We start from the raw sequence: 24905 nt of genomic DNA, 5'->3' as shown, positions 1-24905 counted from the left end.
ACAGGGTGTTATGACGTTATCGATTGTTGCGGTCATTGTGGGTTTGGCTGTTTTGGTCTGGAGTGCAGACCGCTTTGTTGAAGGCGCAGCCGCAGTAGCAAAACACCTGGGCATGGCGCCGTTAGTTATCGGTATGGTCATTATTGGATTTGGTACGTCAGCGCCGGAAATGGTCGTATCGGCACTGGCATCAATGCAGGGTAACCCTGCGTTGGCACTGGGTAATGCCTATGGCTCGAACATAACCAACATAGCTTTGGTCTTAGGTATTACCGCTATGCTCGCTCCTATTGCGGTTAAATCTGTGGTTATACGTCGCGAGATGCCAGTCTTAATCGCTATAACCCTGTTAAGTGCCGTATTCCTGCTGGACTACCAAATCACCCGGTTGGAAGCCATTCTCTTACTGGTCGTTTTTGCTGCTTACATGGGTTGGTCAATTTGGGTAGGTTCAAAAAGCAGCGACGACAGCTTAGCCGAGGAATTCACTGAAGAACTGGACTCTAATCCTCTGCCAATGAAACCCGCCATTATTTGGCTTATTGTTGGCTTATTACTGCTAATTGTCAGTTCACGCGCTCTAGTCTGGGGTGCCGTAAATATTGCGGTGTCACTCGGCGTCAGCGATTTAGTCATAGGTTTGACTGTGGTCGCCATTGGTACCTCCTTACCGGAACTGGCTTCAGCTATTGCGGCAACCCGCAAAAATGAGCATGACCTGGCCCTGGGCAACGTCATTGGTTCGAATATGTTTAACACATTAGCGGTAGTCGGTATCGCCGGAGTTATCGAGCCGGTTTCGCTAGAACCTTTAGTGTTAAGCCGTGACTGGGTTGCCATGGCCATACTGACATTACTGCTAATGGCCTTTGGTATTCGCAAAGCACGACAAGGACGTATCAATCGCGTACACGGTTTTATCTTTATTTGCCTGTACCTGCTCTATACCCTGTATTTATTGAAAACAGGCTTTATCGCACCGCAATAAAACACTATTGCAAATCGTTCGCATTTAACATAGACTGTCACTATCAAGTGAGGTGATAGTCTATGTATGTTTGTCTTTGTAAAGGTATTAACGATAAAGTCATCCATCAGGCCGTAGTTTCTGGTGAGGTGAACTCAATGCGAGACTTACGCCAGCAATACGGTGTAGCCTCACAGTGCGGCTGTTGTAAAAACTGTGCCAAAGATGTTCTTCACGAAGCCCTCGAACAACGTTCTAATCAAGCAGGTAAAGAGACTCAACTTCCGGTTTCCGTATGCTACACTTAATTCATACCTAGTGAATTAAGGAGTAATACGGCTATGAAAGGTGATGCTAAAGTCATCCAGCAACTGAATAAAATACTGACGCTCAAACTTACCGCCATTAATCAGTACTTTCTTCATGCCCGCATGTATCGTAACTGGGGCTTCGAAAGTCTGAACAAGCCTGTTTATAAAGCCTCTATTAACGAAATGAAGCACGCCGATGTGCTTATCGAACGCATTTTGTTCCTGGAAGGCATTCCTAATTTGCAGGAACTGGGTAAGTTATACGTTGGTGAAGACCCAAGAGAAATGCTGGAAATGGACCATAAAGTCCAGTTTAACGATGTCAGCGCAATACGCGAAGCCATAAAAGAGTGTGAGATACACAAAGACTATGTCAGCCGTAACGCATTACGCGATATTCTCGACTCGCAGGAAGAACATCTCGACTGGATTGAAACTCAAATTGATTTGATATCGCGCCTGGGTAACGAGGTCTATTTGCAAACAAAAATTCAAGGAGCTGAATAATGCGCAGAGATAACAATGTCGTTGAGCAGCTAAATCGCCTGCTGGCCTTTGAACTCACGTCAATTGACCAGTACACCTCACATTCGCGTCAGTACGAAGACATGGGTTTAATGAAGCTTTATGAGCGCATTAACCATGAAATTGACGACGAGCGCGGTCATGCAGACTTGCTCATTCGCAGAATTTTATTTCTGGAAGGCAAACCCAACATGAGCAATCGCGAACCTCATACCATAGGTTCGGATGTCCGGGAGATGCTGGAAAACGATTTAAAGCTTGAGCACAACAACGCCAAAACACTGCGTGAAGTCATTGAATACTGCGAAGAAGTGGATGATTACGTTACTCGCGAAATGCTGGTCGGTATTTTAAAAGATACCGAAGAAGATCACGCGTACTGGCTACAGATACAACTGAACTTAATGGATCGACTGGGTGAACAGCTGTATTTACAAAGCATGATGTAATCCAGTTCTCATACAGTCCCCTCTTTCTGCAGACACAAAAAAACCGCCTCAAGGGCGGTTTCTTTTGTATCTGGCGGAGAGAGAGGGATTCGAACCCTCGATACGTTGCCGTATACACACTTTCCAGGCGTGCTCCTTCAGCCACTCGGACACCTCTCCAGAACGGCCGCTATGGTAGGGGTTTTAGCCGTTCTAATCAAGGGGTTTAAGCAATTTTAAAGCGTTTCATGCCATTATTTAATCGTTTTGCCAGTTCGTTCAGCTCACGGCTGGCTTCACTAATTTGCTCTGAGCCTGCTGCGGTTTGCTCAGCAGCCTGAGTAATGGATGTGAAGTTCTGGTTTATCTCTTCCGCTACGGCAGTTTGTTCTTCCGCTGCAGTCGCAATTTGCGCGTTCATGTCGCTCATTTTTGCAACCGAGCTATTCACGGCATGCAGAGACTTACCGGCGGAGCGTGCCTGTTCAACACTTTCTGCGGCTTTTTCTCTGCCTTTTTCCATAACGGTAACAGCGTCGTTGGCACTCACTCGCATGGTTTCAATTAAGCTTTGAATATTACGGGTTGAGTCCTGAGTTCGGTTCGCTAGTGCGCGGACTTCATCAGCAACCACGGAGAAGCCGCGGCCATGTTCGCCGGCACGGGCGGCCTCAATTGCGGCATTCAACGCCAGTAAATTGGTCTGGTCTGCAATGCCTTCTATTACTTCCAGTACTTTATGAATTTCTGCCGTGTTATCAGACAACTGACCAATAACTTTTGATGCACCTTCAACCTGGTTTGCCAACTCTTCAATAGAGCGAATGGTCGCTTCAACTTCACGGCTACCACCAACAGTCTCTTTATCAGTGTCGTCCGCCAGCTGAGCCGCCTGCTCTGTATGCTGAGCAACTTCTCGCACCGTCTGCGCCATCTGATGAATTGCCGTTGCACCCTGAGTGGTCTGCTCTTGCTGCTGAACTACTAGTTGCTGGTTATCATTCGCTGTTTCAGACAACTCGTTCGATGAGTTCAGAATCGTATCAGCAGAATCATTAACATCCTGCAGAATTTCTCTAAGTTGACGAGCCATGCGGTTAACGTCTGCCATCATGCTATCTTCATAGCGTGTCCGGGTTGAAACCGTTAAGTCACCGTCTGCAATGCGCTGCAATACCTCGGCGGCCTCTTCGGGCTCACCGCCTATGGTATGAGTCAGCTTGGCCACTATCCGCCAGGCGGCAATACCACCACTAATAATGGCAAAAGCAGTCACCCACCACATTAAAGTGGCAAAGTTTTCGCTACGGTCCATAACACCTTCGGTACCTGACGCTATATTCTGCTCCTGATAATCGATGAAGGTATTAATACGATTCAGCCATTCAGCATAAACCGGAGACAGTTCATTCAGTACGTATTCCTGCGCCTGTTGTCGTTGACCTGAACTCAGCAAACGCTCTGTTTCATCAGCGGCGGCCAGTCCACGCACTTGTACGTCTTCAATAGCAGCCAATAATTCACGTTCTTTACTGCTAACTAAAGTGCTGTCAGAAAAAATAGCACTCATACCCTTATCTGCTGTGTTGTAATTCGCCTTTAAATCATCAATTAACTCACGCAGCGGAGGGCGATCCGCGGCATCATCCACAAGTACTAAATCGCGCAGAGCAATAGCACGGTCATGGACACTGCCACGGTAATTAATAGCAAAGCGTTGTTTTTCACTTCCTACTTCATTCACTCTTGTTAGTGTTTTATCGATTTCGCTAACCTGATACGTACCGACAATGGTCGTTATAACAAGTAACAGCAGAATAAAGGCAAACCCCGCGTACAACCGATTTGCTATGGTCATGTAATGCTCCAGAAAGTGATGATGATATATTTATCTATGTAATTGAACGATTATACTAATCAGGCTCAAGGATGGATCAAAAAAATTGATATATTGACGACGGTATAATCGGAATGTTCAATTATTGTTTGATAAGCCAACGGAAGATTCTGAGCTGGCTGGGCACATAAAAAAGATACTCAGGATGCCACTGCACACCAATAATAGTTTGTTCGGACTGCCCTTCAGAAGCCTGTAGAAAACCATCGAGATCCCAACCCACGGCAAGCATACCGACGCCGGTTTGCTTAACAATTTGTGAGTGCAGACTGTTAACTCTCAGCTTTTGTTTTTTACAAATTTTCGCCAACTGGCTCCGGGGCTCAATAAACACTTGTTTGGTTGGCAATAACCCGGGCCGATTATAGGTTAGCTGTCGTAGCTCCCGGATATTCTGATTCAGTTCACCACCCAGCACTACATTAATCAGCTGCGAGCCACGACAAATACCTAACAGAGGCTTTTTTTCTTCCAGTGCCCAACGTATCCAGGCAATTTCAAGCTCATCTCTGTCGGGGTCGTATTCGCCGTCACGCTCCGGTGGTTGATTGTACTCAGATGGACTAATGTCATCGCCGCCGCCAATAATCACGGCGTCGATACCTTCGTGGTCACAGCTGTGTCTGACACTCGCGCGCACAGGGGTTGCCCCAAGACACTTAAGAATAAGCCAGGTACACCACCAGGAAGGAGACCACCGTCTGGCGGTTCCTGTTACAACCACTCGCGGTCTTTGAGCCATTGCTGCAACCTTTCCTTCCAGTCTTTTTCTGAAACCCCTATTAGCGGGCGTTCAGCATCAGTGAACGCTTGCTTCCAGTAATCTAAAGCCTGTTCGTCGTTCGCCAGAGCATCCACTATCCACCAAATTTTCCATGGTTCGGTTAAATCCCAGTCAGGGTGTTCAAGCTGACAATTCGGTAAACGATAATGAAATGTCGGGCGGGCTTTAATCTTATTATCTTCCACCGCTTTCATAATTTTTTCTTCATTCAGAAAAGCAAACAGCGGCAACATATCCAGCGCCCGGTTACGGGTGGCATTATGTTCCAGATAATCATTAATTAGTTGCTCCCGGCTTACCTCCTGCTGAGAAACCAGCAAGCGAATGTAGGCTTCAGGATATTTATCAATATAAGGACTCAGCTTTCGTGTTGTATCAACCCGGTGAGCCTCTACCAGCCACCATTGCAACAAAGAAAATGCCTGCAAATAACGCAGCAGGACATTTGGCTCTAACGACGGCACCTCCGGGTTAATATGCACACCATAAGCAGCAATCCAGGACTCATCAGTGCCCTTCGCACCTGCTTCCCGTAAAGCATCGGTCACAGGAATTAACCGCTCACACTGCTCAAGAGTCAATGGCGGGCAAACAATTTCGATAGGTACCAGGTTCTCAGCTATGCTGCCTAACTCGCGCACCCAGGCAGAATTGTCTCCGCCTTCTGCTTTCGCTTTTCGCTTTAAATAGTCCCAGTCTATCTCAACTGTAAATGAACCCAGTTCATCCACTTCAACTTTTTGTTCCGCTTTAGAGACCGCAACCCGTTTCCCCGACAACTGTTGTTGCAGAACTTCGACAGTTCTCTCCAGAGTTAAACCGCTAAACTCCAGTTCGAAACCGACTCTTCGGTCTTCCCCTTCATAATTTAGCGGCTCGGTTAATGCTTTGAACAACGTTTTACTCAATAGAAAATGTCCCCGCTGGTCCCGGAAATACAACTGGGCTTTCAAAGCCATCGTTACTGACACTAGCTACACCGAAAATGTAATTATCGATCACCACATTCTCCAGTGTGTATTCGTTTACGTTACCCACATAGCGGCTGAACTGCCACTGAGGAGCACTGGTTAAGCGCCAGTAAACTTTATAACCCGCAATATTTTCTTTATCTTCCTCTTGCGCCGTCCAGCGCAGGGTTGTATCCGGTTTTACTGCACCTTCTATTTCGACATTAGCAGGAGGCCTTGGCGCCCAAGACATGCTTGCCATAGAAACCGCGTTCAGCGCTGTCAGTTTAGCGGCGTAGTCAAAGTCTACGCCATCGATGGTATCGCCATATTCAATGCCATCTTCCACCCGAAGGTCCTGGTGCTGACGGTTATAATTTTCGTTGGTTTCCATAATGCGGATACCGGCATAGCCTAAATCATTAAAAGGTCTATGATGCCCACCACGACCAAAGCGATCTAAGCGATAAACAATCATAGTGTCTAAATTATTGATGTAACGATCAGCCACTGTATCAATGTAGCGGGCTAAGTTGCGTGAAGGAGAATCCACTTCGCCACCATAAAAACGGCGCATGGTTGCTTCGCGATCCGATTCATTCATACGGGTGCCTTCAGCAAAAATACGTGCAGTGGTGTTATCAATAACCCCGTTAATACCTTCAATATTACCAATCATGTCATTATTAAGCACAGCGGTCAGATGCCAGTCGTCATCTTTCGCTTTTTTGGCCAGAATTTTGCCGCCAAACAGACCTTGTTCCTCGCCTGCCAGTGCCGCATAAACAATAGAACCATCAAATTCGTACTGGGTTAGCACTCGTGCCGCTTCTAACGCGCCAGCGACACCAGAGGCATTATCGTTTGCGCCCGGGGCGTCGGAGGTATAATCCATGACATCACTAACTCGCGAGTCGATGTCCCCGGACATCATCACATAACGATTAGGGTCTGTTTTGCCACGCTGAACCGCAATGACACTTTTCACTTCCACAGGATCCGGTATACGCTCTTCTCCCGAAATCGTGTCGCTGACGTACATCACTTCAAGGCAACCTCCACAGGCTTCGGATATGCGCTCAAATTCAGCATAAATCCAACGCCGCGCAGCACCAATGCCTCGCGTATCAGATTCCGTTTCAGATAAGGTATGGCGCGTGCCGAAATCCACCAGCGTCTGAATATCGCTTTCAATGCGATCAGCCTGCATGGCACCGGCTATTTCATGTAACTTTTCCTGCTCTTTATAGTCAATGCCATCCTGAGCCATAACACTTAGCGGAGTGGCTAAACCAACACTTACCGCCAGTAATGAACTTGTCCACGATTTGAACATAATTGAATACCTGTTAATTAATGAGCTTGTTTCGATTATGAGGTATACAGCGGAGGATGGAAAGCCGCGCACAGGAGCAGCAGACAACAACCTTTATGGCTGCTCCGTTAGTTGTGCAAGCCCACTTAGAGTCTGAGTCACGTCTGTCAGGGTTATGACGCCGCGCAGTTGTTTAAAACTGGATTCCAGCTCTTTAGCCCGATGCGGTAAGTAGCGTTGAATATAAGACAAGTCTGTCATCAACTCGGCTGATATTTGATTCTGACAGGGCTGCCCTGCTACCAGCAGCGCAAGAAAGTTATCATCTTCATCAAGAAAGCGAATGTATTCTGCCGCCTCTTCAAAGCTGTCGTACTCGCTGATTTCTCGCCCCATAACGCCGTCTTTCTGAGTGGCCTGAGTAACTCTTAACAGTAATATACGCGGCGACAAACTGCTGTTCTCCGACACCCGACGCAATGACTTTCTTAGTTCTGAGCTCAGGCGCCGTCCGCCAAGTAAGCGTGCGTTGTTTGCTAACCAAAATTCAGTGTCATCAAACAATTTCGGTAAACCTTCAGAAATAGACATTAATGCGGCCAGTTGAGGCTCCCAGTCAACGCCGTTTTTATACAAAAACAAGGCGCTGGATAAAGCGTAACGAAACATATTCTGCTCTGCTGACGCTTCAGGACTAAGCAGTTTACAACTCAGTGCTTTAGCTCCTTTGGTCTGGTAGTCCTGTAGTACCGATAATTTCAGCTTCTCATTGGAATGTTCGCGCCAAAGAGGTGTTTTTATCGCATTCAATTCGCCGTAGCTTAACTCATCGTCTTTGCTGTAAGTGAGCGTCAGTTGATAACACCTTGCCCCGTAACCCGCCGCACGCAATGCGTTTAGCGTAGCAATTAAGCTTTTTTCTTTTTGTATAGCCTGCAGCGGCAGTAAGTACTCACGCCAGACTTTATTTATGGGCAAGCTAATACGAAACAAGGTAACTTGTCGGCGTGTTGGTTTTCTGGATTCTTGCAACTCATTTACCACAGATTGAACCCATGGTTGCTCAATAAGCTCCGCAATAAGATCTCTCTGGTGTTGCTGCCAGCTGTTCAACAGGGTTTGATTTGAGTTTGTCTGAACTAAAGCGCAGCTCGCTGAGCCAGCTTTTAGAATAATAGGCACAGCCTGAACGGCATCAAACCAGTAGCTTTCATGCCCCCGGGCTGTAACCCTCTGGGCTAAATGCTCAACATTAACTTTATAGCGACGCCGGGACTTGCTCAACATAGCCGCTAAAAACCGGCCTAGTTCGTCATCGCCAGCTTCATCCATGCGCCTTAAGCGTAAGTAAAGACAAAAGTCTTTTTCTTTGAGCCCAACTACCCGGTATTCATATTCCTGGGTTGCGTCAAACACAAAGTCGTCGCTAAGTCCTGAAAAGTAAACCTTTACGCGTGCATACTTCAAGCCGGTTAGCTGGGGATCAAAACCTAGCTTTAACTGCAGTCCATTATTAGAGATGTCCACAGTCATAGCGCTGAATTCCTGGCCATCGGCCAGCTCCATGGTCACAGCGCTGACCAGGTTAATCCGTTGCTCACAACGTTGGTACTCACGCCCGGCCACGAAACTGGCAAGCGCCTTCTCTTGTTCCTGCTGGGCTAAGGCTTTGTCTTCCGCTAACTGCTGATGCTGTGTTTTTAACGCTAATATTTGCTGTTTCGTGTCGTTTGTAAAAACGCCCTTATACAGTCGTAAGCCGTCTTCAAATAATCGTTTCGCAGCTAAATCAAAATAATGTACGCGCCCCTGAAAAGGGTAGGGTTCAATTTCGGACTGGATTTTCTTTCGAAGATCTATAACACCCAAAGCTGGTTTCGCTAACTCGGTAATGCGCATACGCGCCTGCAGCCTCTCGGGCCCGCTAAGATGTTTTGTTTTACGTTTAAACAGAGACTCAAATTGAGAGCGGTGATAATCTGTTTTAAGCTCATCAATCAGACTTTCTATTGAAGGGTCACTGCTCATAATGGGCTATTGTTCAGTATCTATATTAAGTTCAACATTTCTTTTACATTAACGCCAAGAGGATCTTCATGCAAACGCTTTTACTCGGTTACGGCGATATTGCAGACCGCGTTGCGCAACGGCTGAGCGGGCAAAACGAGCAAGTCACCGGAGTTTGCAGAACCCCGGAGAGCAAGCCGGTACGCCAGGGGGTCAATTTAGTTGCAGCAGACTTAAACAGTGAACAAGAGCTTTACCAACTGTTCCAGAATAAATGGGATAATGTTGTCATTACCCTGACTCCTGCAAAAGGCGCAGAAGATAGCTATCATCAGGGCTATGTCGTTCCCTGTCGTCACCTGCAACAGGTACTGTCGCAGCAAAGGCATCAGCCTAATATTATTTACGTTTCCAGCACCGGCGTTTACGCACAACGCGACGGCGAGTGGATTGATGAAAACAGTGCAACGGAACCGACGTCAGACTCTGGTAAAGCTCTATTACAGGCTGAATCCATTATCAATGCCTTACCGGGGCAAACCTCAATTCTTCGTTGCAGTGGTATTTACGGCGAGGGACGTGATTTTTTATTGCGTCAATTAACTCAGGGCAATGTCCAGCTTCGTGACAGCTGGACTAACCGCATACATCAGGACGATGTCGCTGGCTTTATTGTGCATTTACTTACCCAGGTTAATCAGCCCAAACCTGTTTATTTAGTTAATGACGATGAACCAGTCAAACAATACGAAGTTTATCAGTGGCTGGCTGAGCAGCTTGGAATTGAGCTGGCAGGAAACATTAATAAGAAAGTTGGTCCCAGAGGCTCTAAACGCTGTATGAACAAGGGTTTGAAAGACAGTGGTTACCAACTTCAGTATGCGAATTTTCGCGAAGGTTATGCGCCGGTTATTAAACAATGGCAGCGCTGATTGCGCTGCTCATAACTTATACGGCGTCGAAATAATCCAGCATTCCCTCGGCGGCGTTGCGTCCTTCTGCTATCGCCGTCACGACCAGATCGGCGCCGCGCACCATATCGCCACCGGCAAATATTTTCGGGTTGCTGGTTTGCATCGCAAACTCCGTGTCGCCAGTGGCCAGCACAGTGCCCCAGTTGCTTAGCTCCACTTTATGTTGTTGTAACCATTCTGGCGGGCTGGGCTGATAGCCAAAAGCAATAATCACCGCCGTTGCAGACATTATGAATTCTGAATCCGGCACAGGTTGTGGACGTCTGCGGCCATCCGCGTCCGCCGGGCCAAGTTCAGTACGCATCATTTTCACGCCGCTAACCTTACCCGAATTGTCCGTGACTACTTCCAGCGGCTGCAGGTTAAACTCAAAAGACACGCCCTCTTCGCGAGCATTCTGCACTTCTTTGCGCGACCCTGGCATATTACCTTCGTCGCGGCGATAAGCGCAGACAACCGAACTCGCTCCCTGCCTGATTGAGGTTCTGACGCAGTCCATTGCAGTATCGCCACCACCAAGCACAACCACGGTCTCGTCTTTCACATCAATAAGTGGATACTGAGACATAGGCTCATGAGCCATAAGCTTTTGTGTATTGCCAATGAGAAACGGCAAGGCAGGATAAACCCCATCTGCGTCCAGACCTTTTAGTTTTCCATCCAGCGCTTTATAAGTCCCCAGAGCTAAGAATACCGCATCATAATTGGCTTCCAGCTCAGCAAAACTGATGTCTTTACCCACTTCGACACCCAGCTTAAACTCAATACCCATGTCGGTGAATATTTCACGACGCAACGTCATGACCGCTTTATCCAGCTTAAATGGCGGAATGCCGTAGGTTAGCAGGCCTCCAATTTCCGGGTAACGATCGTAAACGACAGCTTTGACACCATTACGCGTCAATACGTCAGCACAGGCAAGACCTGCAGGCCCGGCTCCAATGACAGCAACCCGTTCCTGACGCTGAGTCACACCGCTTAAATCTGGTCGCCACCCTTGTTTAAAGGCTTCGTCGACCATTTGCTTTTCAATACTGCCAATAGTTACTGCGCCGAAACCGTCATTCAGCGTACAGGCTCCTTCACACAAACGGTCCTGCGGACATACCCGGCCACAAACCTCAGGCAGACTGTTGGTTTTATGCATCAGTTCAGCGGCTTCAATAACCCGCCCTTCATTGGCCAGCTCCAGCCACTGAGGAATATAGTTGTGAACCGGGCATTGCCACTCACAATAAGGGTTTCCGCAGTCCAGGCAACGATCTGCCTGGCCTTTTAGCTGCACGTCAGGCATTGGATCATAAACTTCTTTAAACTCAATGCGGCGCTCTTCAACCGGACGTTTCGGCGGATCAATGCGCTGCACGTCCAAAAACTGATAAATATTCTTGTTCATTACATCACCTGCACACGTAATTCTGCGGTTGACCGCGCCCGATGCCCTAAAAGCTCTTTCACATCTGCTGCTTTTGGTTTGACGATATAAAAGCTGTCCACTACTTGCTCGAAGTTGTTTAATAACTCGCGCGAGTAGTGACTTCCCGTTGCTTCGTGATGCTCATGAATTAAACCACGCAAGTGTTCCTGAATAATCGGGGTATCCACGGCAACGGCCTCAACCAATTCGTGGTTAAGCCGACGATGTAAGTCGCCGTCGCTGTCTCTTAAATAAGCAAAACCGCCGGTCATGCCGCCACCAAAGTTGATGCCGCACTCACCCAGTACCACCACAATACCGCCGGTCATATATTCACAACCATGGTCACCAATACCCTCTACCACAGCTGTCGCGCCGGAGTTACGCACCGCGAAACGTTCACCGGTACAACCGGCAGCATAAAGTTTTCCGCCAGTCGCGCCATACAAACAGGTATTGCCCATAATGACGGCTTCGTGCGTGTTATAACGACAGCCTGCTGGCGGCTTAATAGTAATTTCACCACCGGCCATACCTTTCCCAACGTAGTCGTTGGCGTCTCCGGTCAGATGAAGCTTTAAGCCTCCGGCATTCCATGCACCAAAGCTTTGTCCTGCGGTACCGATGAAACCTAAAGTAATTGGCGCAACAGCCATTCCCTGATTTCCATGCTGGCTGGCAATGTAACCCGATACACTTGCAGCAACCGAACGGTCGTCATTACGGATAGTCAAAGACCAATGACCTCCGCTGCGCTTATCGATAGACTCCTTGCACAACTCCAGCAATCGCTGGTTCAGCTGGCCCTGATCAAACGGCGGGTTCTTCTCGGTGCAATATAAAGAATGCTCTGAGCGAACCCCGGCTGACTGCAACAAGGCAATTAACTGTAACTGCTGCTGACGTTTGGTTTCACCAGTCAGCCGTTCCAGTAGGTCAACCCGGCCAATAGCGTCGGTTAACTTTTCCAGCCCCAATTGAGCGAGAATGTCACGCACCTCTTCCGCCATAAACTCAAACAGTTTCACCACACGTTCCGGCAAGCCGGAAAAATGCTCCCGCCGCAGGGTTTCATCCTGAGTGGCCACGCCTGTTGCACAGTTGTTCAAATGACAAATGCGTAAATACTTACAGCCCAGAGCAATCATAGGGGCGGTGCCAAAACCAAAGCTCTCAGCGCCTAAAATAGCCGCCTTCACAATATCCATACCGGTTTTTAAGCCGCCATCGACCTGCAACCGAATTTTGTGGCGCAAGTTATTCGCCACCAGGGCTTCGTGCACCTCAACCAAACCAAGCTCCCAGGGCGAGCCGGCATACTTGACCGAGGTCATGGGGCTAGCACCAGTTCCGCCATCGTAGCCGGACACAGTAATTAAATCGGCATACGCTTTCGCGACACCTGTAGCAATGGTGCCAATGCCAGGCGTAGAAACCAGCTTGACTGAAACTAAGGCTTTCGGATTCACCTGCTTTAAGTCAAAAATCAGCTGAGCTAAATCTTCAATGGAATAAATATCGTGATGCGGCGGCGGCGATATCAAGGTAGTACCAGCCACGGCGTATCGCAGTTGGGCAATTTCCGCAGTCACTTTTTCGCCGGGCAGTTGACCTCCCTCACCGGGTTTGGCTCCTTGCGCAACCTTTATCTGAATAACATCGGCATTAACCAAATAATGCGGCGTGACACCAAAGCGCCCCGAGGCCACTTGCTTAATTCGCGAGTTTTTTGCGTTGTTAAAGCGCTTCGGATCTTCCCCACCCTCGCCAGAATTTGAATGCCCGCCAATAGTATTCATGGCAATAGCTAAGGCTTCGTGAGCTTCGGCGCTTAACGCGCCTATCGACATAGCTGCTGTATCGAAACGCTGAAACAGGAGTTCTTTGGCTTCTACTTTTTCTTTTTTAATTTTTGCCTTTTCAGGCAATTTGATACTGAGCAAATCACGCAGGTGAGTCACCGGCCTCTCGTTAACAAACTTAGCGTAAACGTCGTAATCTCGCTGCTCGCCTGTTGCCACCGCGCGTTGCAGCGACGTCACAACATCCGGGTTATAAGCGTGGTACTCCCCACCATGCACATATTTCAGTAAACCGCCCTGAGCCAGTTTTTTTCGTGTTAACCAGGCGCGATGGAAGCTCTGCTGAAGATCCTGCTGTATATCGTCAAATCCGGTACCATCAATGCGTGCTGGTACGTTCTCAAAGCAAAGACGGCGCACATCTTCGTTCAGCCCAACCGCCTCAAACAAGGAGGAGCCCCGGTAACCTGCCACGGTCGCAATACCCATTTTCGAGAGTATTTTCAGTAAGCCTTTATTCAGGCCTTTACGGTAGTTGAGCAATGCTTCTTTTATGTCCAGCTGAACTTTGCCCCGGGCGACCAGTTGCTCCACGGTTTCATACGCAAGGTAGGGATAAACCGCAGTGGCGCCTAAGCCTATTAATACCGCCATATGGTGCGGATCACGCGCGGATGCGGTTTCAATAATAATGTTTGAGTCACAGCGAAGATCATTCTTCACCAGCACTTGTTGCACCGCCCCAACGGCCATGGCTGCCGGTATCGTCAGCTGTTCTCGCTGTAAATCCCGGTCACTGAGAACCAGAATAACCGTTTGCTCATCCTTAACCGCGGTTTTTGCCTGCTCAACCAGGCTATCGATGGCTTGTTGTAAATTCTGCTGCTCTGGTTTAAAACCCAGCGACAAGGTGGTTGCCCGGTAATGTTGTTCATCAAGTTCCCGTAGCTGCTTTAAATCGGTGTACATGAGGATAGGAGATTCAAATACTACCCTGTCGGCATCGCCGGATGCCTCGTTAAATACATTATGCTCACGGCCTATGATAGTGGAAAGCGACATAACATGGCGTTCACGGATAGGGTCAATAGCCGGGTTAGTCACCTGAGCAAACTGCTGCCGGAAATAGTCGTAAAGCAAACGCGGCTGCTTTGAAAGCACGGCGGTGGGTGTATCGTCCCCCATAGAACCCACGGCTTCCTGACCATCTTTCGCCAGAACACTGATAATTTGCTGTATTTCTTCTTCGGAGTACAAATACGCTTTATGAAAAACCAGCATGGTCTCGTCGTCATACAAACGCTTACCCAGCTTGTCGGCGTGGCTGCGTTCAAACGGTATCAAGTGGCGACGGTGTTGTTCCAGCCATTGTTTATAAGGGTGACGCTGCTTGAGTTCTTCTTCAATTTGGTCGTTATACCAAATTTTGCCGGTATAGGTATCCACCGCCATCATTTGTCCCGGTCCTAAGCGGCCTTTTTCAATCACTTCCTGCTCGTCGTAATCCCAGATACCCACTTCTGAGGCAATGGTCAGAATACCCGAACGGGTAAGAACATACCGCGCCGGACGCAGACCATTTCTATCCAGACTGCAGGCCACATGCCGACCGTTACTCATAACCACGCCGGCAGGCCCATCCCAGGGCTCCATATGCAGGGAGTTAAACTCGTAAAAGGCACGCATGTCATCAGACATGGTGGCATCGCCCTGCCATGCTGGTGGGATCAACAGGCGCATTGCCCGGAATAAATCCATGCCGCCAGCCAGCAATAGCTCCAGCATATTGTCTAAAGACGCAGAATCGGAGCCTGACAGTCCCACCAGTGGCTTTGCGTCCTGTAAGTCAGGCAGTAAGGGGGTCTGGAATTTATAAGCTCTTGCCTGCGTCCACTGTCGATTCCCGCGTATAGTATTAATTTCGCCGTTGTGGGCAAGGAACCGGAACGGCTGAGCCAGCGGCCAGCGCGGTTCCGTATTAGTAGAAAAGCGCTGATGGAAAACACAAATAGAGGTTTTCATTTCGGCATCGGCTAAGTCAGTGTAATAAGCCGGCAAGTCAGCTGCCATCATCAGGCCTTTATAGACTAAGACCAGACTCGACAACGAGGAAATATAGAGCTCATCCTGATTAGGCATCAGCTTTTCGACGCGTCTACGCGCCATATACAAGCGTCTTTCCAAATCTTTTTTACGCCAGCCCGGCGGAGCCGACACCAGAACCTGCTCAATAACCGGCTCAGACGATTTAGCGCCTTCACCCAGTACTTGGTTGTTGACCGGAACTTTACGCCAGCCAGTGACCGCTAAAGTCTCTCGTTGAAGCTCTTGCTCAATAAGGTGGCGGGCAGACTCGCGCTTATCCTTATCGCGACTAAAAAATACCATACCGACAGCGAATTTCTTACTGAGCTGCCAACCTTGAGTTTCTGCGTACTGGCGGAAAAACTGCTCGGGCATTTGCAGTAGTAGTCCGCAGCCATCTCCGGTTTTACCGTCGGCACCAATACCACCACGATGTTGCATACGGTCCAGCGCTTTTACTGCGGTAGAAATTAAACCTTGCTGAGCTTCGCCATTAATATCAGCGATAAGGCCGAAGCCGCAGTTATCACGGACATCAGCTGGATCATAAAGTCCCATGCTTATACCACTCGAATAATTATTCAATAAAGCTAGATTACCATGCAGGCATCAGCTTCGGTAGGCACTGGGGCTATTATTGTTACAAATATGTTGTATAGACAAAAAGTAAAAAGGCTCCCGAAGGAGCCTTTTAAATCACTTTAAAGTCGCTGCAAATTCCAGCATTCGGTCTAGCGGCACCATGGCTTTTTTGCCCAGAGCTTCATCGACATGAATCTCATGTGTTTCTCCACCGTCCGTTAACGCTTCTTCTATCGCTTTTAAGCCGTTCATTGCCATCCAGGGGCAATGCGCACAACTGCGACACGTTGCGCCGTTACCCGCAGTGGGGGCTTCAATAAAGGTCTTATTCGGTTGCAGCTGCTGCATTTTATAAAAAATGCCTTTGTCGGTAGCCACTATGAAGGTTTCATTTGGCAATTCCTGACTCGCCTTAATAAGCTGCGAGGTAGAACCGACCGCATCCGCCATCGCGACAATATTCTCCGGAGACTCCGGGTGCACGAGAATAGCCGCCTCGGGGTGAAGCTTTTTCATATCCTGCAGGGCTTTCGCTTTAAACTCATCATGCACGACGCAGGCGCCCTGCCACAACAACATATCAGCTCCGGTTTCCCGTGCAATATAACCGCCTAAATGCTTATCTGGTGCCCAAAGAATTTTTTCTCCTTTTGCATCCAAATGGTCAACAAGCTCAAGCGCCATACTGGATGTCACTACCCAGTCTGCACGAGCTTTTACCGCTGCTGAAGTATTCGCATAAACGACAACTGTCCGGTCAGGATGTTGATCACAAAATTCAGCAAATTTTTCTGGTGGACAGCCAAGATCAAGGGAACATTCGGCTTTCAATGTTGGCATCAACACTTGCTTATGAGGCGTAAGAATTTTAGCCGTCTCGCCCATAAAACGAACACCAGCTACAATCAGCTTCTTTGCCGGATGGTCGCGACCAAATCGAGCCATTTCTAAAGAATCGGCCACGCAGCCACCAGTTGCCTCGGCTAACGCCTGAATATCGGGGTCTGTGTAGTAGTGAGCCACCAATACAGCGTCTTCATCAATCAGAAGCTGCTTAATACGATTAATGGTTTCGGACTTCTCTTCCGCACTTAACGGTTTAGGCTTTGGCGGAAAAGTATAATCAAGGCTATCCAGAGTTTGAATCTCGGTCATGATACTACGGCTTGTTTTCCAAGTGTTCTTAATAAGTGAGGACTATTATAGCGGAATTCAAGGGATGCTTATAGCTAAGTCAGTATCACTCTTAATTCATCAGTATGGTTTGAGTGGTTTTCTTAATGGGGTATTCAGTGAAGTGGTGGGTTGTGCAGGATTCGAACCTGCGACCAATTGATTAAAAGTCAACTGCTCTACCAACTGAGCTAACAACCCATATTCTGGTAAATATTTTTATCGGCGACGTGGTGGGTTGTGCAGGATTCGAACCTGCGACCAATTGATTAAAAGTCAACTGCTCTACCAACTGAGCTAACAACCCAACGCCAATAATATTGCCCGTTTCTGCTTGGCAACGGCGGCATAGTTTACTGAAATAGTGCGCGTATGCAACTGAAAATTGAAAAAAACTGTGCGACTGCTTAATTCACGAACACATGTTGCCCAGTTGTTACTGATTTAAGCGTTGTTTTGCCAAATTAGCTTCGGTACTTTCCGGGTATTCTTCAATCACTTGCTGGTAATAAGCTTTTGCATCTGCCGATTTATCTTGCTCACTGGCGATAGCACCAAGCTTTAATAAACAATCACCACGTTTATTACTGTCTGGGTAATCATTAACGACAGTTTCAAACTGTTGCTTTGCCTGATCGTATTGACGTTTGGCAAAAAACAGCTGACCTAACCAGTAGTGAGCATTAGGAGAGTAAGTCGAGTTTGGAAAGTTCTTCAGAAAAGACTCAAATGCGGGTATAGCTTCATCATAACGCTTATCCTCAAGGACTAAAGCTATCGCCTTGTCATAAGCATCATTCTCGCTAAGGTTTGGAGAATAGCTGCTATTGTCTGTTTGTGTCGGTACCTGCTCAAGGCTATTGTAATCGTTGCCGGCAGTTTCACTCTGGTTATTGCTCGACTTCAAATTACTGAAGCGACGATCAATTTCCTGATACAGCTCGCGCTGGCGTTGCAACAATTGCTCCAGACGGTACTCGTGCTCTTCCGTTATGCCCCTTAATTCAGCAACATCTTGCTGCAAAGAACCTAACTGATTAAGCATTTCAAGCTGAGCACTGGAACGGGCTTCGAGCATGCGCTCGATTTGTTCCAGTCGTTGCTCAACACCGCCTGAAGACGACAGTCCAGAAACAGGTGCCTGGGCCATAACAGCCCCAGGCACACACAAACATACAGCTAACAGCGTTTTTCTCATTACTATCCGTTACTTTTAAATTAGTAAACTAAAACAGCGCGACGGTTTTTCGCGTATGCGCGTTCGTTTGAACCATTTACCATTGGTTTTTCTTCGCCATATGAAACAGTCGAGGTTTGAGAATCCTGAACACCCAAGTTGTGCAAGTAGCTCTCAACTGCTTTAGCACGTCTCTCACCTAACGCGATGTTATACTCAGGCGTGCCGCGCTCGTCGGTATGACCTTCAATAACCACTTTCACAGACGGGTTTTTGACTAGGTAATCAGCGTGCGCCGACAACAGGTCGGTGTACTCTGACTGAACGTTAGATTTGTCAAAAGCGAAGTAAACGATGTGTTCTTTACGTAACGCTTCCATTTTTTGCTGACGTTCTTCTTCCATTCTTTGTGCGCGGTCTGCTGCACCAACTTCAACACCAGAGTCTTGCTCAGCTTGTTGATTGGTTTCCTGACCTGCGCCCATACCTGAATCAGTTTCCTGGTTTGAGCTACAAGCGGCCAGAGTTGCCATTGGTACAACGATTGCCAGAGCTTTTAAAAGTTTATTAAGCTGCATCCTTTTCGTCCTTATCGTTTTTATCGAACAATTCAACCATTCAGGCTTTTGTTTTACATAAATGGCGACCAAGCCGGTGACTTAATTTCACCATCGGTAGCCGGTAATCGTGCTTTAAAACGCCCATCGATAGAAACCAAAGCCAGTACTTGTTTATTATTATGCGTTGTACTGTAAATAACCATACTGCCATTTGGTGCCACACTTGGTGACTCATCTAAAGACGTTTTCGTTAAAACTTGCATGTTTCCACGCGGAAACTCTTGCTTAGCGATATGATAGTTACCACGTGTCCGGTTCACTAAAATCATATCTTCGCCGGACGGCACTAAGGTACCACCTAAATTCTGCTCACCATCAAAGGTTAACCGACGAACCTGACCTGATGATAAATTTACGCTATATAGTTGCGGTCTGCCACCTCTTTCTGAGGTAAACACTAAAGATTCACCATCTGGCGTCCAGTTAGGCTCTGTATCAATCGTACGATTACGAGTAACACGTTGCAAGTCCTTAGTTTTAATATCAAACACATAAAGCTCAGGATTTCCATCCTTAGATAAAACCATAGCTAACTTTTTGCCATCTGGCGAGAAAACAGGGTTACCGTTTATCCCGGGGAACGACGTCAGCTTCTCGCGGCGGGTGGTATAAATATCCTGCATGAATATTTCTGCTGTTTTATTCTCGAAACTAACGTAAGCCAGTTTATTACCATCAGGAGACCAGGCCGGAGACATCAACGGCTCGGGTGAACGTAGCAGTATTTTCTCGTTCGCACCGTCATAATCTGCAACCGCCAGTTTGTATGGATAGCGATCATCGTGGTTTACCGTGACATAAGCGATTTTTGTCATGAAAGCACCACGTTCGCCCGTTAACGCTTCGTAAGCAACATCTGAAATTCGATGTGCATAAGAGCGAAATTGATCACCATCAATAACGCTGGAGCGAGAATCAAGAACATGATCGTTACTCTGCACCAACTCGCCATTGCGTAACATCTGCGAATTACCGCCGGTAATTTGTCCCCGGAGTACATCAATAACTTCAAACTTAACCATGTAACGGTCAACTGAATACGGTTCTATTGAACCGACTAAAATAGCTTCTACGCCCATCTTAGCCCAAGCTGAGTAATCTATCTCGTCATCGGCAGCCGGGCGTTGTGGCATTGCACTTACAGGAATCGGATTAAATTTACCACTACGCATAAGGTCCGCAGCAATAACATCGGTAAGCTCGTTTGGTGCCTTTCCTTCACCTTTCCACTGAAAAGGCACAACCGCAATCGGCCGCGCCGTATCAATACCTTCCGTGATGACGATTTCCAGTACCCCTGCACGCACAAAAGCGGTTAGCGCAACAAAGAGTAAAATGCTTCTAATTAATATATTTTTCATCGGTCACCTTGTTACAACTGCGGTTTTACAGTCAATTTAATTGTACTCATTTGTTCATAAATTTCCGGATCTTCAGAAACCGGCAGTGTTGTAGCTTTTAATACGGCATTTTGTGCAGAACGACAAACGTTCGCATCACCACTACCCGTATCAACTGACTTAACGAATCCGCTAGGAGCTACTCTTATGGTTAACTCACATGACTTACCCTGCATTGAGTCATCAACATTCCAGTTTCGCTGAATAGTCTGCTGAATGAGCGCCTGATACTTTTCAACTTCACTCAGTACTTGCTGACGACGAGCAGCTTGTCGACGCGCCCGCTCTTCTTCCATTTCTTTTTGCAACTGAGCCTCACGTTCAGCCGCTTCACGCTGTTCTTGTTCACGTTTACGCTGCTCCTCGAGACGCTTACGACGTTCTTCTTCAGCCCGACGTTCAGCTTCTTCTGCTTCGCGTTTACGCCGCTCGGCTTCTTTCGCCGCAGCCTCAGCTTTGGCACGCTCCTGCGCCAGGCGTTCAGCTTCTTTCCTTTCTCGCTCTGCCTGTTTCCGTGCTTCCGCAGCTTCTTGTTTCTCTAGTTCCTGTTGACGCTCTATTTCTTTTTTACGTTGTTCTTCTCTTTCGCGTGCTTTACGCGCTTCCTCAGCACGCCGCTCAAGTCTCTCAATACGGCGTTGTTCAGCCGCCTCTTGCTCCGCTTTTTGCTGGCGAATTTTATCTGCCTGTTGTTGAACTTTGGATTTATCAACTGTGACTGCGCTAACAATCTCTTCTGACATATCCAGCTCGCTTTGATCTAAATTGACTTCCATCGCCTCCGGCGTCGAGGGAGTAAACTCAAAGCTAAATAACAACACACCCGCGATTGTAGCGTGTATAACAATCGAATATATCAGCGGTAAGGTTAAGCTATCTGATTTTGCCACAACTAATTATCCGACGAATCTGTCATTAAACCGACTGACGGCACACCCGCTCTTTGCAGTAACACCATCAGTTGCACAATTTGATTATAAGATACGGCACCATCACCATTGACCATAACCGGAGTATCAGGTTCAACCTGCAAATGAGCGGCAACCAAAGTTGCAAGTTCATCTGCCTGCATCGGCGTATCCTGGGAGTCACCCTGATTTAAATAATAGCGACCTTCAGCATCAACCGACGCCACTAAAGGCGGTTTACTCTCTTCAGAGAGAGGTTCGGCGGTTGCTTTCGGTAAATCAACTTTAACGCCCTGAGTAATCAAAGGGGCTGTTACCATAAAGATGATCAGCAGAACCAGCATCACGTCGATGTAAGGTACTACGTTAATTTCCGCAACCGGCTTACGACGCTTGCGCGGCATTACCATCATACCGTTTCGCCCTCTACTTTACTTTTGCCTGCCTGAGCCGAAGACTGCCGCTGTAAAATTGAGATGAATTCATCAATAAAGTTCATGTACTGATTATCAACTTTTTCCACACTAGTGGTAAATCGGTTGTAAGCAATAACGGCCGGTATCGCGGCAAAAAGACCCATCGCAGTTGCAATCAAAGCTTCGGCGATACCCGGTGCAACCATGGCCAGCGTAGCCTGTTGCACGGCACCTAAAGCGATAAAGGCGTTCATAATTCCCCATACCGTTCCAAACAAACCAATATAGGGGCTTATAGAACCAATAGTTGCCAGAATACCTAAGTTATTATCCAGCTTTTCGGTTTCTCGGGCGTGAGCTACGCGCATGGCACGAAACGCACCTTCAAGCATTGTCTGCGTATTTGTTGTTGAGTGGTTGCGCAGCCGAGCGTACTCTTTAAAGCCCGCGTGAAACAGTAACTCCATTCCTCGTGCATTTTTAGCACGAGCCGAGATTTCCTGATAAAGGCGTGCAAGATCGACGCCTGACCAGAATCTATCTTCAAACTTTAGCGCGTCATTTCGAGCCTGCTTCAACACTTTCTTGCGCTGAAAAATTAACACCCAGCCCCATACCGACATCGCCAGTAACATAACCATCACCAGCTTGACTAATAAACTGGCTTGCATGAATAAATCAATAAACGATAGTTCTGCTTCCACGCTTTAAACCCCTGACTGAATACGCGATATTATCGGTTCCGGAATAGCAACAGCTTTCATCGCCTGATTATCAACACAGGCTGCTAAAACAGTTGCCTGACAATGCACGCTGCCATCCTTCGCCAAAACTTGTTGTTCGAAAACCAAAGAGGCTTTCTTAATCTTTGTTACTTTAACAGTGACCATTAATTCAGCATTAAACTTAGCCGCCTGCCGTAAATCCAGTTCTACCTTGCGAACCACAAAGGCTATATTGTGAGCTAACCAGGTATCCTGTTCAATCCCTAATGATCGTAACCACTCTGTTCGAGCTCTTTCAATGAACTTGAGATAATTAGCATAATAAACGATACCACCTGCATCCGTGTCTTCGTAGTAAACCCGGATAGGCCATTCAAATTCATAATGAGACATTACCACCTCAAGTAAAGTTCCGAAAAGTTACCTTTGTGTAATATTTTGTAAAGAAGCCCCTAAAACCATAACTGGTTACTTTGTCAGCAGACTTTTTTTTATAACAGAATGAAAAGAACAAAATATCAACACCATGATTTTTAAGATATTTTCTTTTTTGTTACAAATATGTTGCGCTTTTTTTGAACAAATAATACAACTTCCGGATTAGTTATTGTAATGCGAACATCTAATTTTTCTTGTTTGATCAGAATCAGATTAACTTTATAATACTCAGCATATCAAAGACGAAGAGATTGGTTGTCACTTTTTCTGAGATTGTTTATTCAGTAATAGTTCCCTGGATTTAACTTCCTTCTTGTTGTTCTGTTTGCCCGCACATTGTGCGGGCTTTTTTTTACCTATTTTTCCGGCTTTAACCCAAAGTGCTGATAAGCTCTGGGAGTCGCTATACGTCCACGCGGCGTGCGTTGCAAAAAGCCCTGCTGAATCAAATAAGGTTCCAGAACATCCTCAATGGTATCTTTTTCTTCGCCTATCGCTGCCGCAAGGTTATCTAACCCCACAGGCCCACCCATAAACTTTTCCATAATGGCTAATAACAGCTTCCGGTCCATATAATCAAAGCCAGCCTGATCAACGTCCACCATGGTCAAAGCGGCATTGGCTGTCACTTCATCAACGTCGCCATTACCTCTGACTTCGGCATAATCGCGTACCCGACGCAATAAGCGGTTGGCTATACGCGGCGTACCTCTTGAGCGGCGCGCTATTTCACGGGCACCACCGTCGAGCATACGGACATTCATGAAGTGAGCCGAACGCCCAACAATATCGGTTAATTCATTAACATCATAAAACTCAAGGCGCTGCACAATACCAAAGCGGTCGCGTAGCGGTGACGTCAGCGCGCCAGCACGAGTGGTAGCACCAATGAGGGTAAAGGGTGGTAAATCTAATTTAATCGAACGGGCTGCAGGACCTTCGCCTATCATAATGTCGAGCTGGTAATCTTCCATAGCCGGATACAGAATTTCTTCGACAACCGGGCTCAAACGGTGAATTTCATCAATAAATAAGACGTCGTGTGCTTCGAGGTTGGTCAACAACGCCGCTAAGTCACCGGCTTTTTCCAGAACCGGACCCGAAGTTGTTTTAATACTCACATCCAGCTCATTCGCCACAATGTTCGCCAGCGTCGTTTTACCCAACCCCGGAGGACCAAAAATTAAGAGATGATCCAGGGCTTCCTGACGCTTGCGCGCGGCCTCAATGAAAATTCCCATCTGTTCAACGACATGCTTCTGCCCCGTATAATCCGCCAGAGTTTTAGGCCGTATGGCACGATCAACAGCCTCATCTTCACCCTGTACCTCGGGTTCAATGAGCCGCTGAGTTGGTATTTGATCGGCTTCTATCATGGGGCTTCCTTACGACAGCTGCTTTAGCGCCAGTCGAATCAAGGTCTCACTGTTATGTTCTGCAGAGTACACTTTTTGCAGGGCTTTTTCAGCTTGATTTTCTTTATAGCCAAGTGACTGCAAGGCGCTAATAGCATCGGTTCTTGCATCGGCCGGATGTTCTCTTGCATCCATACCCTGGCTATCCAGCGGTGCACGGTCGGTAAATGGCGTAGACGGCTGCCAGTCTTTGAGTCGGTCACGCATTTCAATAACCAGACGTTCGGCGGTCTTTTTGCCTACACCTGGCAATTTCACCAAACGAGTAACATCGTTTTGGTTCACAGCCATGACAAACTCATCTGCTGACATGCCGGATAAAATAGCCAAAGCCAGTTTCGGGCCAACTCCCTGAGTTTTCAGTAGTAACCGGAACAGCGAACGTTCTGAAGCAGAAATAAAACCATACAATAGCTGTGCATCTTCGCGCACCACAAAATGTGTGATTAATTTTATGGTTTCGCCCACCGGCGGCAATTGATAGAAGCAGGTCATTGGCAACTGAATTTCATAACCAATGCCCTGTACATCTAATACCACTTCCGGTGGTTGCTTGCTGGTAAGTACGCCCTGAATATGACCTATCACT

Annotated in this window: 22 protein-coding genes and 3 tRNA genes; 5 read left to right on the top strand and 20 right to left on the bottom strand. The window is 47.4% G+C overall.

The genetic code is table 11. The annotated features are described in order from the left end of the window. Window positions 1–10 precede the first annotated feature (10 nt). The 4 genes from DEU30_RS00585 to bfr (DEU30_RS00570) all read left to right on the top strand — a co-directional run bounded on the left by DEU30_RS00585 (window position 11) and on the right by bfr (DEU30_RS00570) (window position 2252). The gene (locus DEU30_RS00585; protein ID WP_114981583.1) at window positions 11–988 is read left to right on the top strand and encodes a calcium/sodium antiporter; all 978 of its coding nucleotides are present in this window, start codon (window positions 11–13) and stop codon (window positions 986–988) included. Window positions 989–1050: 62 nt separating this feature from the next. Further along, on the top strand, window positions 1051–1275 hold the full coding sequence (locus DEU30_RS00580; protein WP_114981584.1) for a (2Fe-2S)-binding protein: 225 nt from the start codon (window positions 1051–1053) through the stop codon (window positions 1273–1275). 33 nt (window positions 1276–1308) lie between these two features. Beyond that, a complete protein-coding gene (gene bfr / locus DEU30_RS00575) occupies window positions 1309–1785 on the top strand; it encodes a bacterioferritin (RefSeq protein WP_034819886.1) in 477 nt (158 codons plus the stop codon). Continuing rightward, complete coding sequence (bfr, locus tag DEU30_RS00570; protein WP_011234318.1) at window positions 1785–2252, top strand: bacterioferritin; 468 nt, start codon at window positions 1785–1787, stop codon at window positions 2250–2252. Before bfr (DEU30_RS00575) ends, bfr (DEU30_RS00570) begins: the two co-directional genes overlap by 1 nt. Before the next feature lie 71 nt (window positions 2253–2323). On the opposite strand, the gene DEU30_RS00565 is transcribed toward bfr (DEU30_RS00570), so the two are convergent. The 6 genes from DEU30_RS00565 to DEU30_RS00540 form a co-directional block, all read right to left on the bottom strand. After that, window positions 2324–2411 (bottom strand) — tRNA-Ser (locus DEU30_RS00565). 46 nt (window positions 2412–2457) lie between these two features. Continuing rightward, on the bottom strand, window positions 2458–4089 hold the full coding sequence (locus tag DEU30_RS00560) for a methyl-accepting chemotaxis protein (RefSeq protein WP_114981585.1): 1632 nt from the start codon (window positions 4087–4089) through the stop codon (window positions 2458–2460). A gap of 121 nt (window positions 4090–4210) precedes the next feature. Further along, entirely contained in the window at window positions 4211–4870 is a 660-nt protein-coding gene (locus DEU30_RS00555) for a gamma-glutamyl-gamma-aminobutyrate hydrolase family protein (protein WP_114981586.1), read from the bottom strand. Continuing rightward, window positions 4843–5820 carry an amidoligase family protein gene (locus DEU30_RS00550; protein ID WP_011234321.1) on the bottom strand — a complete coding sequence of 326 codons (978 nt, stop codon included), beginning with the start codon at window positions 5818–5820 and terminating at the stop codon, window positions 4843–4845. The genes DEU30_RS00555 and DEU30_RS00550 overlap by 28 nt, the downstream gene beginning before the upstream one ends. Next, a complete protein-coding gene (locus DEU30_RS00545) occupies window positions 5813–7198 on the bottom strand; it encodes a M28 family metallopeptidase (RefSeq protein ID WP_114981587.1) in 1386 nt (461 codons plus the stop codon). The genes DEU30_RS00550 and DEU30_RS00545 overlap by 8 nt, the downstream gene beginning before the upstream one ends. Window positions 7199–7291: 93 nt before the next feature. Then, window positions 7292–9205 carry a PilZ domain-containing protein gene (locus DEU30_RS00540; protein ID WP_034819870.1) on the bottom strand — a complete coding sequence of 638 codons (1914 nt, stop codon included), beginning with the start codon at window positions 9203–9205 and terminating at the stop codon, window positions 7292–7294. Window positions 9206–9273: 68 nt separating this feature from the next. On the opposite strand from DEU30_RS00540, the gene DEU30_RS00535 reads away from it, so the two are divergent. Continuing rightward, window positions 9274–10116 carry an SDR family oxidoreductase gene (locus tag DEU30_RS00535; protein ID WP_011234324.1) on the top strand — a complete coding sequence of 281 codons (843 nt, stop codon included), beginning with the start codon at window positions 9274–9276 and terminating at the stop codon, window positions 10114–10116. 16 nt (window positions 10117–10132) lie between these two features. On the opposite strand, the gene DEU30_RS00530 is transcribed toward DEU30_RS00535, so the two are convergent. From DEU30_RS00530 to ruvA, 14 genes are all read right to left on the bottom strand, one after another. Beyond that, window positions 10133–11554, bottom strand: a complete 1422-nt coding sequence (locus DEU30_RS00530) for an FAD-dependent oxidoreductase (RefSeq protein ID WP_110012725.1) — start codon at window positions 11552–11554, stop codon at window positions 10133–10135. Beyond that, window positions 11554–16020 carry a glutamate synthase large subunit gene (gene gltB / locus DEU30_RS00525; RefSeq protein ID WP_114981588.1) on the bottom strand — a complete coding sequence of 1489 codons (4467 nt, stop codon included), beginning with the start codon at window positions 16018–16020 and terminating at the stop codon, window positions 11554–11556. The genes DEU30_RS00530 and gltB overlap by 1 nt, the downstream gene beginning before the upstream one ends. 138 nt (window positions 16021–16158) lie before the next feature. Beyond that, window positions 16159–17199 carry a quinolinate synthase NadA gene (gene nadA, locus DEU30_RS00520; protein WP_114981589.1) on the bottom strand — a complete coding sequence of 347 codons (1041 nt, stop codon included), beginning with the start codon at window positions 17197–17199 and terminating at the stop codon, window positions 16159–16161. 143 nt (window positions 17200–17342) lie between these two features. After that, window positions 17343–17418, bottom strand: a tRNA-Lys gene (locus DEU30_RS00515). A gap of 30 nt (window positions 17419–17448) precedes the next feature. Beyond that, window positions 17449–17524: transfer RNA gene (locus DEU30_RS00510), tRNA-Lys, on the bottom strand. A gap of 129 nt (window positions 17525–17653) precedes the next feature. Continuing rightward, on the bottom strand, window positions 17654–18367 hold the full coding sequence (gene ybgF, locus DEU30_RS00505; protein WP_227016310.1) for a tol-pal system protein YbgF: 714 nt from the start codon (window positions 18365–18367) through the stop codon (window positions 17654–17656). 68 nt (window positions 18368–18435) lie between these two features. Next, window positions 18436–18972, bottom strand: coding sequence for a peptidoglycan-associated lipoprotein Pal (pal, locus tag DEU30_RS00500; protein ID WP_110012729.1), 537 nt, complete (start codon window positions 18970–18972; stop codon window positions 18436–18438). Between the two features lie 53 nt (window positions 18973–19025). Beyond that, window positions 19026–20375 (bottom strand): Tol-Pal system beta propeller repeat protein TolB, encoded by a 1350-nt coding sequence (gene tolB / locus DEU30_RS00495; protein WP_011234331.1) that lies wholly within the window; start codon window positions 20373–20375, stop codon window positions 19026–19028. A gap of 11 nt (window positions 20376–20386) precedes the next feature. Beyond that, window positions 20387–21304, bottom strand: coding sequence for a cell envelope integrity protein TolA (tolA, locus tag DEU30_RS00490; protein ID WP_227016311.1), 918 nt, complete (start codon window positions 21302–21304; stop codon window positions 20387–20389). A 2-nt stretch (window positions 21305–21306) separates the two neighbouring features. Next, window positions 21307–21735 (bottom strand): protein TolR, encoded by a 429-nt coding sequence (gene tolR, locus DEU30_RS00485; protein WP_011234333.1) that lies wholly within the window; start codon window positions 21733–21735, stop codon window positions 21307–21309. After that, the gene (gene tolQ, locus DEU30_RS00480) at window positions 21732–22442 is read right to left on the bottom strand and encodes a protein TolQ (protein ID WP_011234334.1); all 711 of its coding nucleotides are present in this window, start codon (window positions 22440–22442) and stop codon (window positions 21732–21734) included. Before tolQ ends, tolR begins: the two co-directional genes overlap by 4 nt. A gap of 3 nt (window positions 22443–22445) precedes the next feature. Beyond that, window positions 22446–22856 carry a tol-pal system-associated acyl-CoA thioesterase gene (ybgC, locus tag DEU30_RS00475; protein ID WP_011234335.1) on the bottom strand — a complete coding sequence of 137 codons (411 nt, stop codon included), beginning with the start codon at window positions 22854–22856 and terminating at the stop codon, window positions 22446–22448. 401 nt (window positions 22857–23257) lie between these two features. Further along, entirely contained in the window at window positions 23258–24277 is a 1020-nt protein-coding gene (gene ruvB, locus DEU30_RS00470; protein WP_011234336.1) for a Holliday junction branch migration DNA helicase RuvB, read from the bottom strand. Window positions 24278–24286: 9 nt separating this feature from the next. After that, entirely contained in the window at window positions 24287–24904 is a 618-nt protein-coding gene (ruvA, locus tag DEU30_RS00465; protein ID WP_011234337.1) for a Holliday junction branch migration protein RuvA, read from the bottom strand. Window position 24905: the final 1 nt, after the last annotated feature.

The sequence above is a fragment of the Idiomarina sp. 017G genome (assembly GCF_004362265.1).
GTDB classification, from domain to species: Bacteria; Pseudomonadota; Gammaproteobacteria; order Enterobacterales; family Alteromonadaceae; genus Idiomarina; species Idiomarina loihiensis.
This window is presented reverse-complemented; position numbering and strand designations above follow the sequence as displayed.

Excerpts from the sequence above, each read along its gene's own strand:
- DEU30_RS00585 (WP_114981583.1), top strand. The coding sequence starts at position 11 with ATGACGTTATCGATTGTTGCGGTCATTGTGGGTTTGGCTGTTTTGGTC.
- pal (WP_110012729.1), bottom strand. The coding sequence starts at position 18,972 with ATGCAGCTTAATAAACTTTTAAAAGCTCTGGCAATCGTTGTACCAATG.
- nadA (WP_114981589.1), bottom strand. The coding sequence starts at position 17,199 with ATGACCGAGATTCAAACTCTGGATAGCCTTGATTATACTTTTCCGCCA.
- DEU30_RS00535 (WP_011234324.1), top strand. The coding sequence starts at position 9,274 with ATGCAAACGCTTTTACTCGGTTACGGCGATATTGCAGACCGCGTTGCG.
- ybgC (WP_011234335.1), bottom strand. The coding sequence starts at position 22,856 with ATGTCTCATTATGAATTTGAATGGCCTATCCGGGTTTACTACGAAGAC.
- DEU30_RS00580 (WP_114981584.1), top strand. The coding sequence starts at position 1,051 with ATGTATGTTTGTCTTTGTAAAGGTATTAACGATAAAGTCATCCATCAG.
- gltB (WP_114981588.1), bottom strand. The coding sequence starts at position 16,020 with ATGGGACTTTATGATCCAGCTGATGTCCGTGATAACTGCGGCTTCGGC.
- DEU30_RS00555 (WP_114981586.1), bottom strand. The coding sequence starts at position 4,870 with ATGGCTCAAAGACCGCGAGTGGTTGTAACAGGAACCGCCAGACGGTGG.
- tolR (WP_011234333.1), bottom strand. The coding sequence starts at position 21,735 with ATGATGGTAATGCCGCGCAAGCGTCGTAAGCCGGTTGCGGAAATTAAC.
- DEU30_RS00530 (WP_110012725.1), bottom strand. The coding sequence starts at position 11,554 with ATGAACAAGAATATTTATCAGTTTTTGGACGTGCAGCGCATTGATCCG.
- DEU30_RS00560 (WP_114981585.1), bottom strand. The coding sequence starts at position 4,089 with ATGACCATAGCAAATCGGTTGTACGCGGGGTTTGCCTTTATTCTGCTG.
- tolB (WP_011234331.1), bottom strand. The coding sequence starts at position 20,375 with ATGAAAAATATATTAATTAGAAGCATTTTACTCTTTGTTGCGCTAACC.
- ruvB (WP_011234336.1), bottom strand. The coding sequence starts at position 24,277 with ATGATAGAAGCCGATCAAATACCAACTCAGCGGCTCATTGAACCCGAG.
- DEU30_RS00545 (WP_114981587.1), bottom strand. The coding sequence starts at position 7,198 with ATGTTCAAATCGTGGACAAGTTCATTACTGGCGGTAAGTGTTGGTTTA.
- bfr (WP_034819886.1), top strand. The coding sequence starts at position 1,309 with ATGAAAGGTGATGCTAAAGTCATCCAGCAACTGAATAAAATACTGACG.
- ybgF (WP_227016310.1), bottom strand. The coding sequence starts at position 18,367 with ATGGCCCAGGCACCTGTTTCTGGACTGTCGTCTTCAGGCGGTGTTGAG.
- DEU30_RS00540 (WP_034819870.1), bottom strand. The coding sequence starts at position 9,205 with ATGAGCAGTGACCCTTCAATAGAAAGTCTGATTGATGAGCTTAAAACA.
- bfr (WP_011234318.1), top strand. The coding sequence starts at position 1,785 with ATGCGCAGAGATAACAATGTCGTTGAGCAGCTAAATCGCCTGCTGGCC.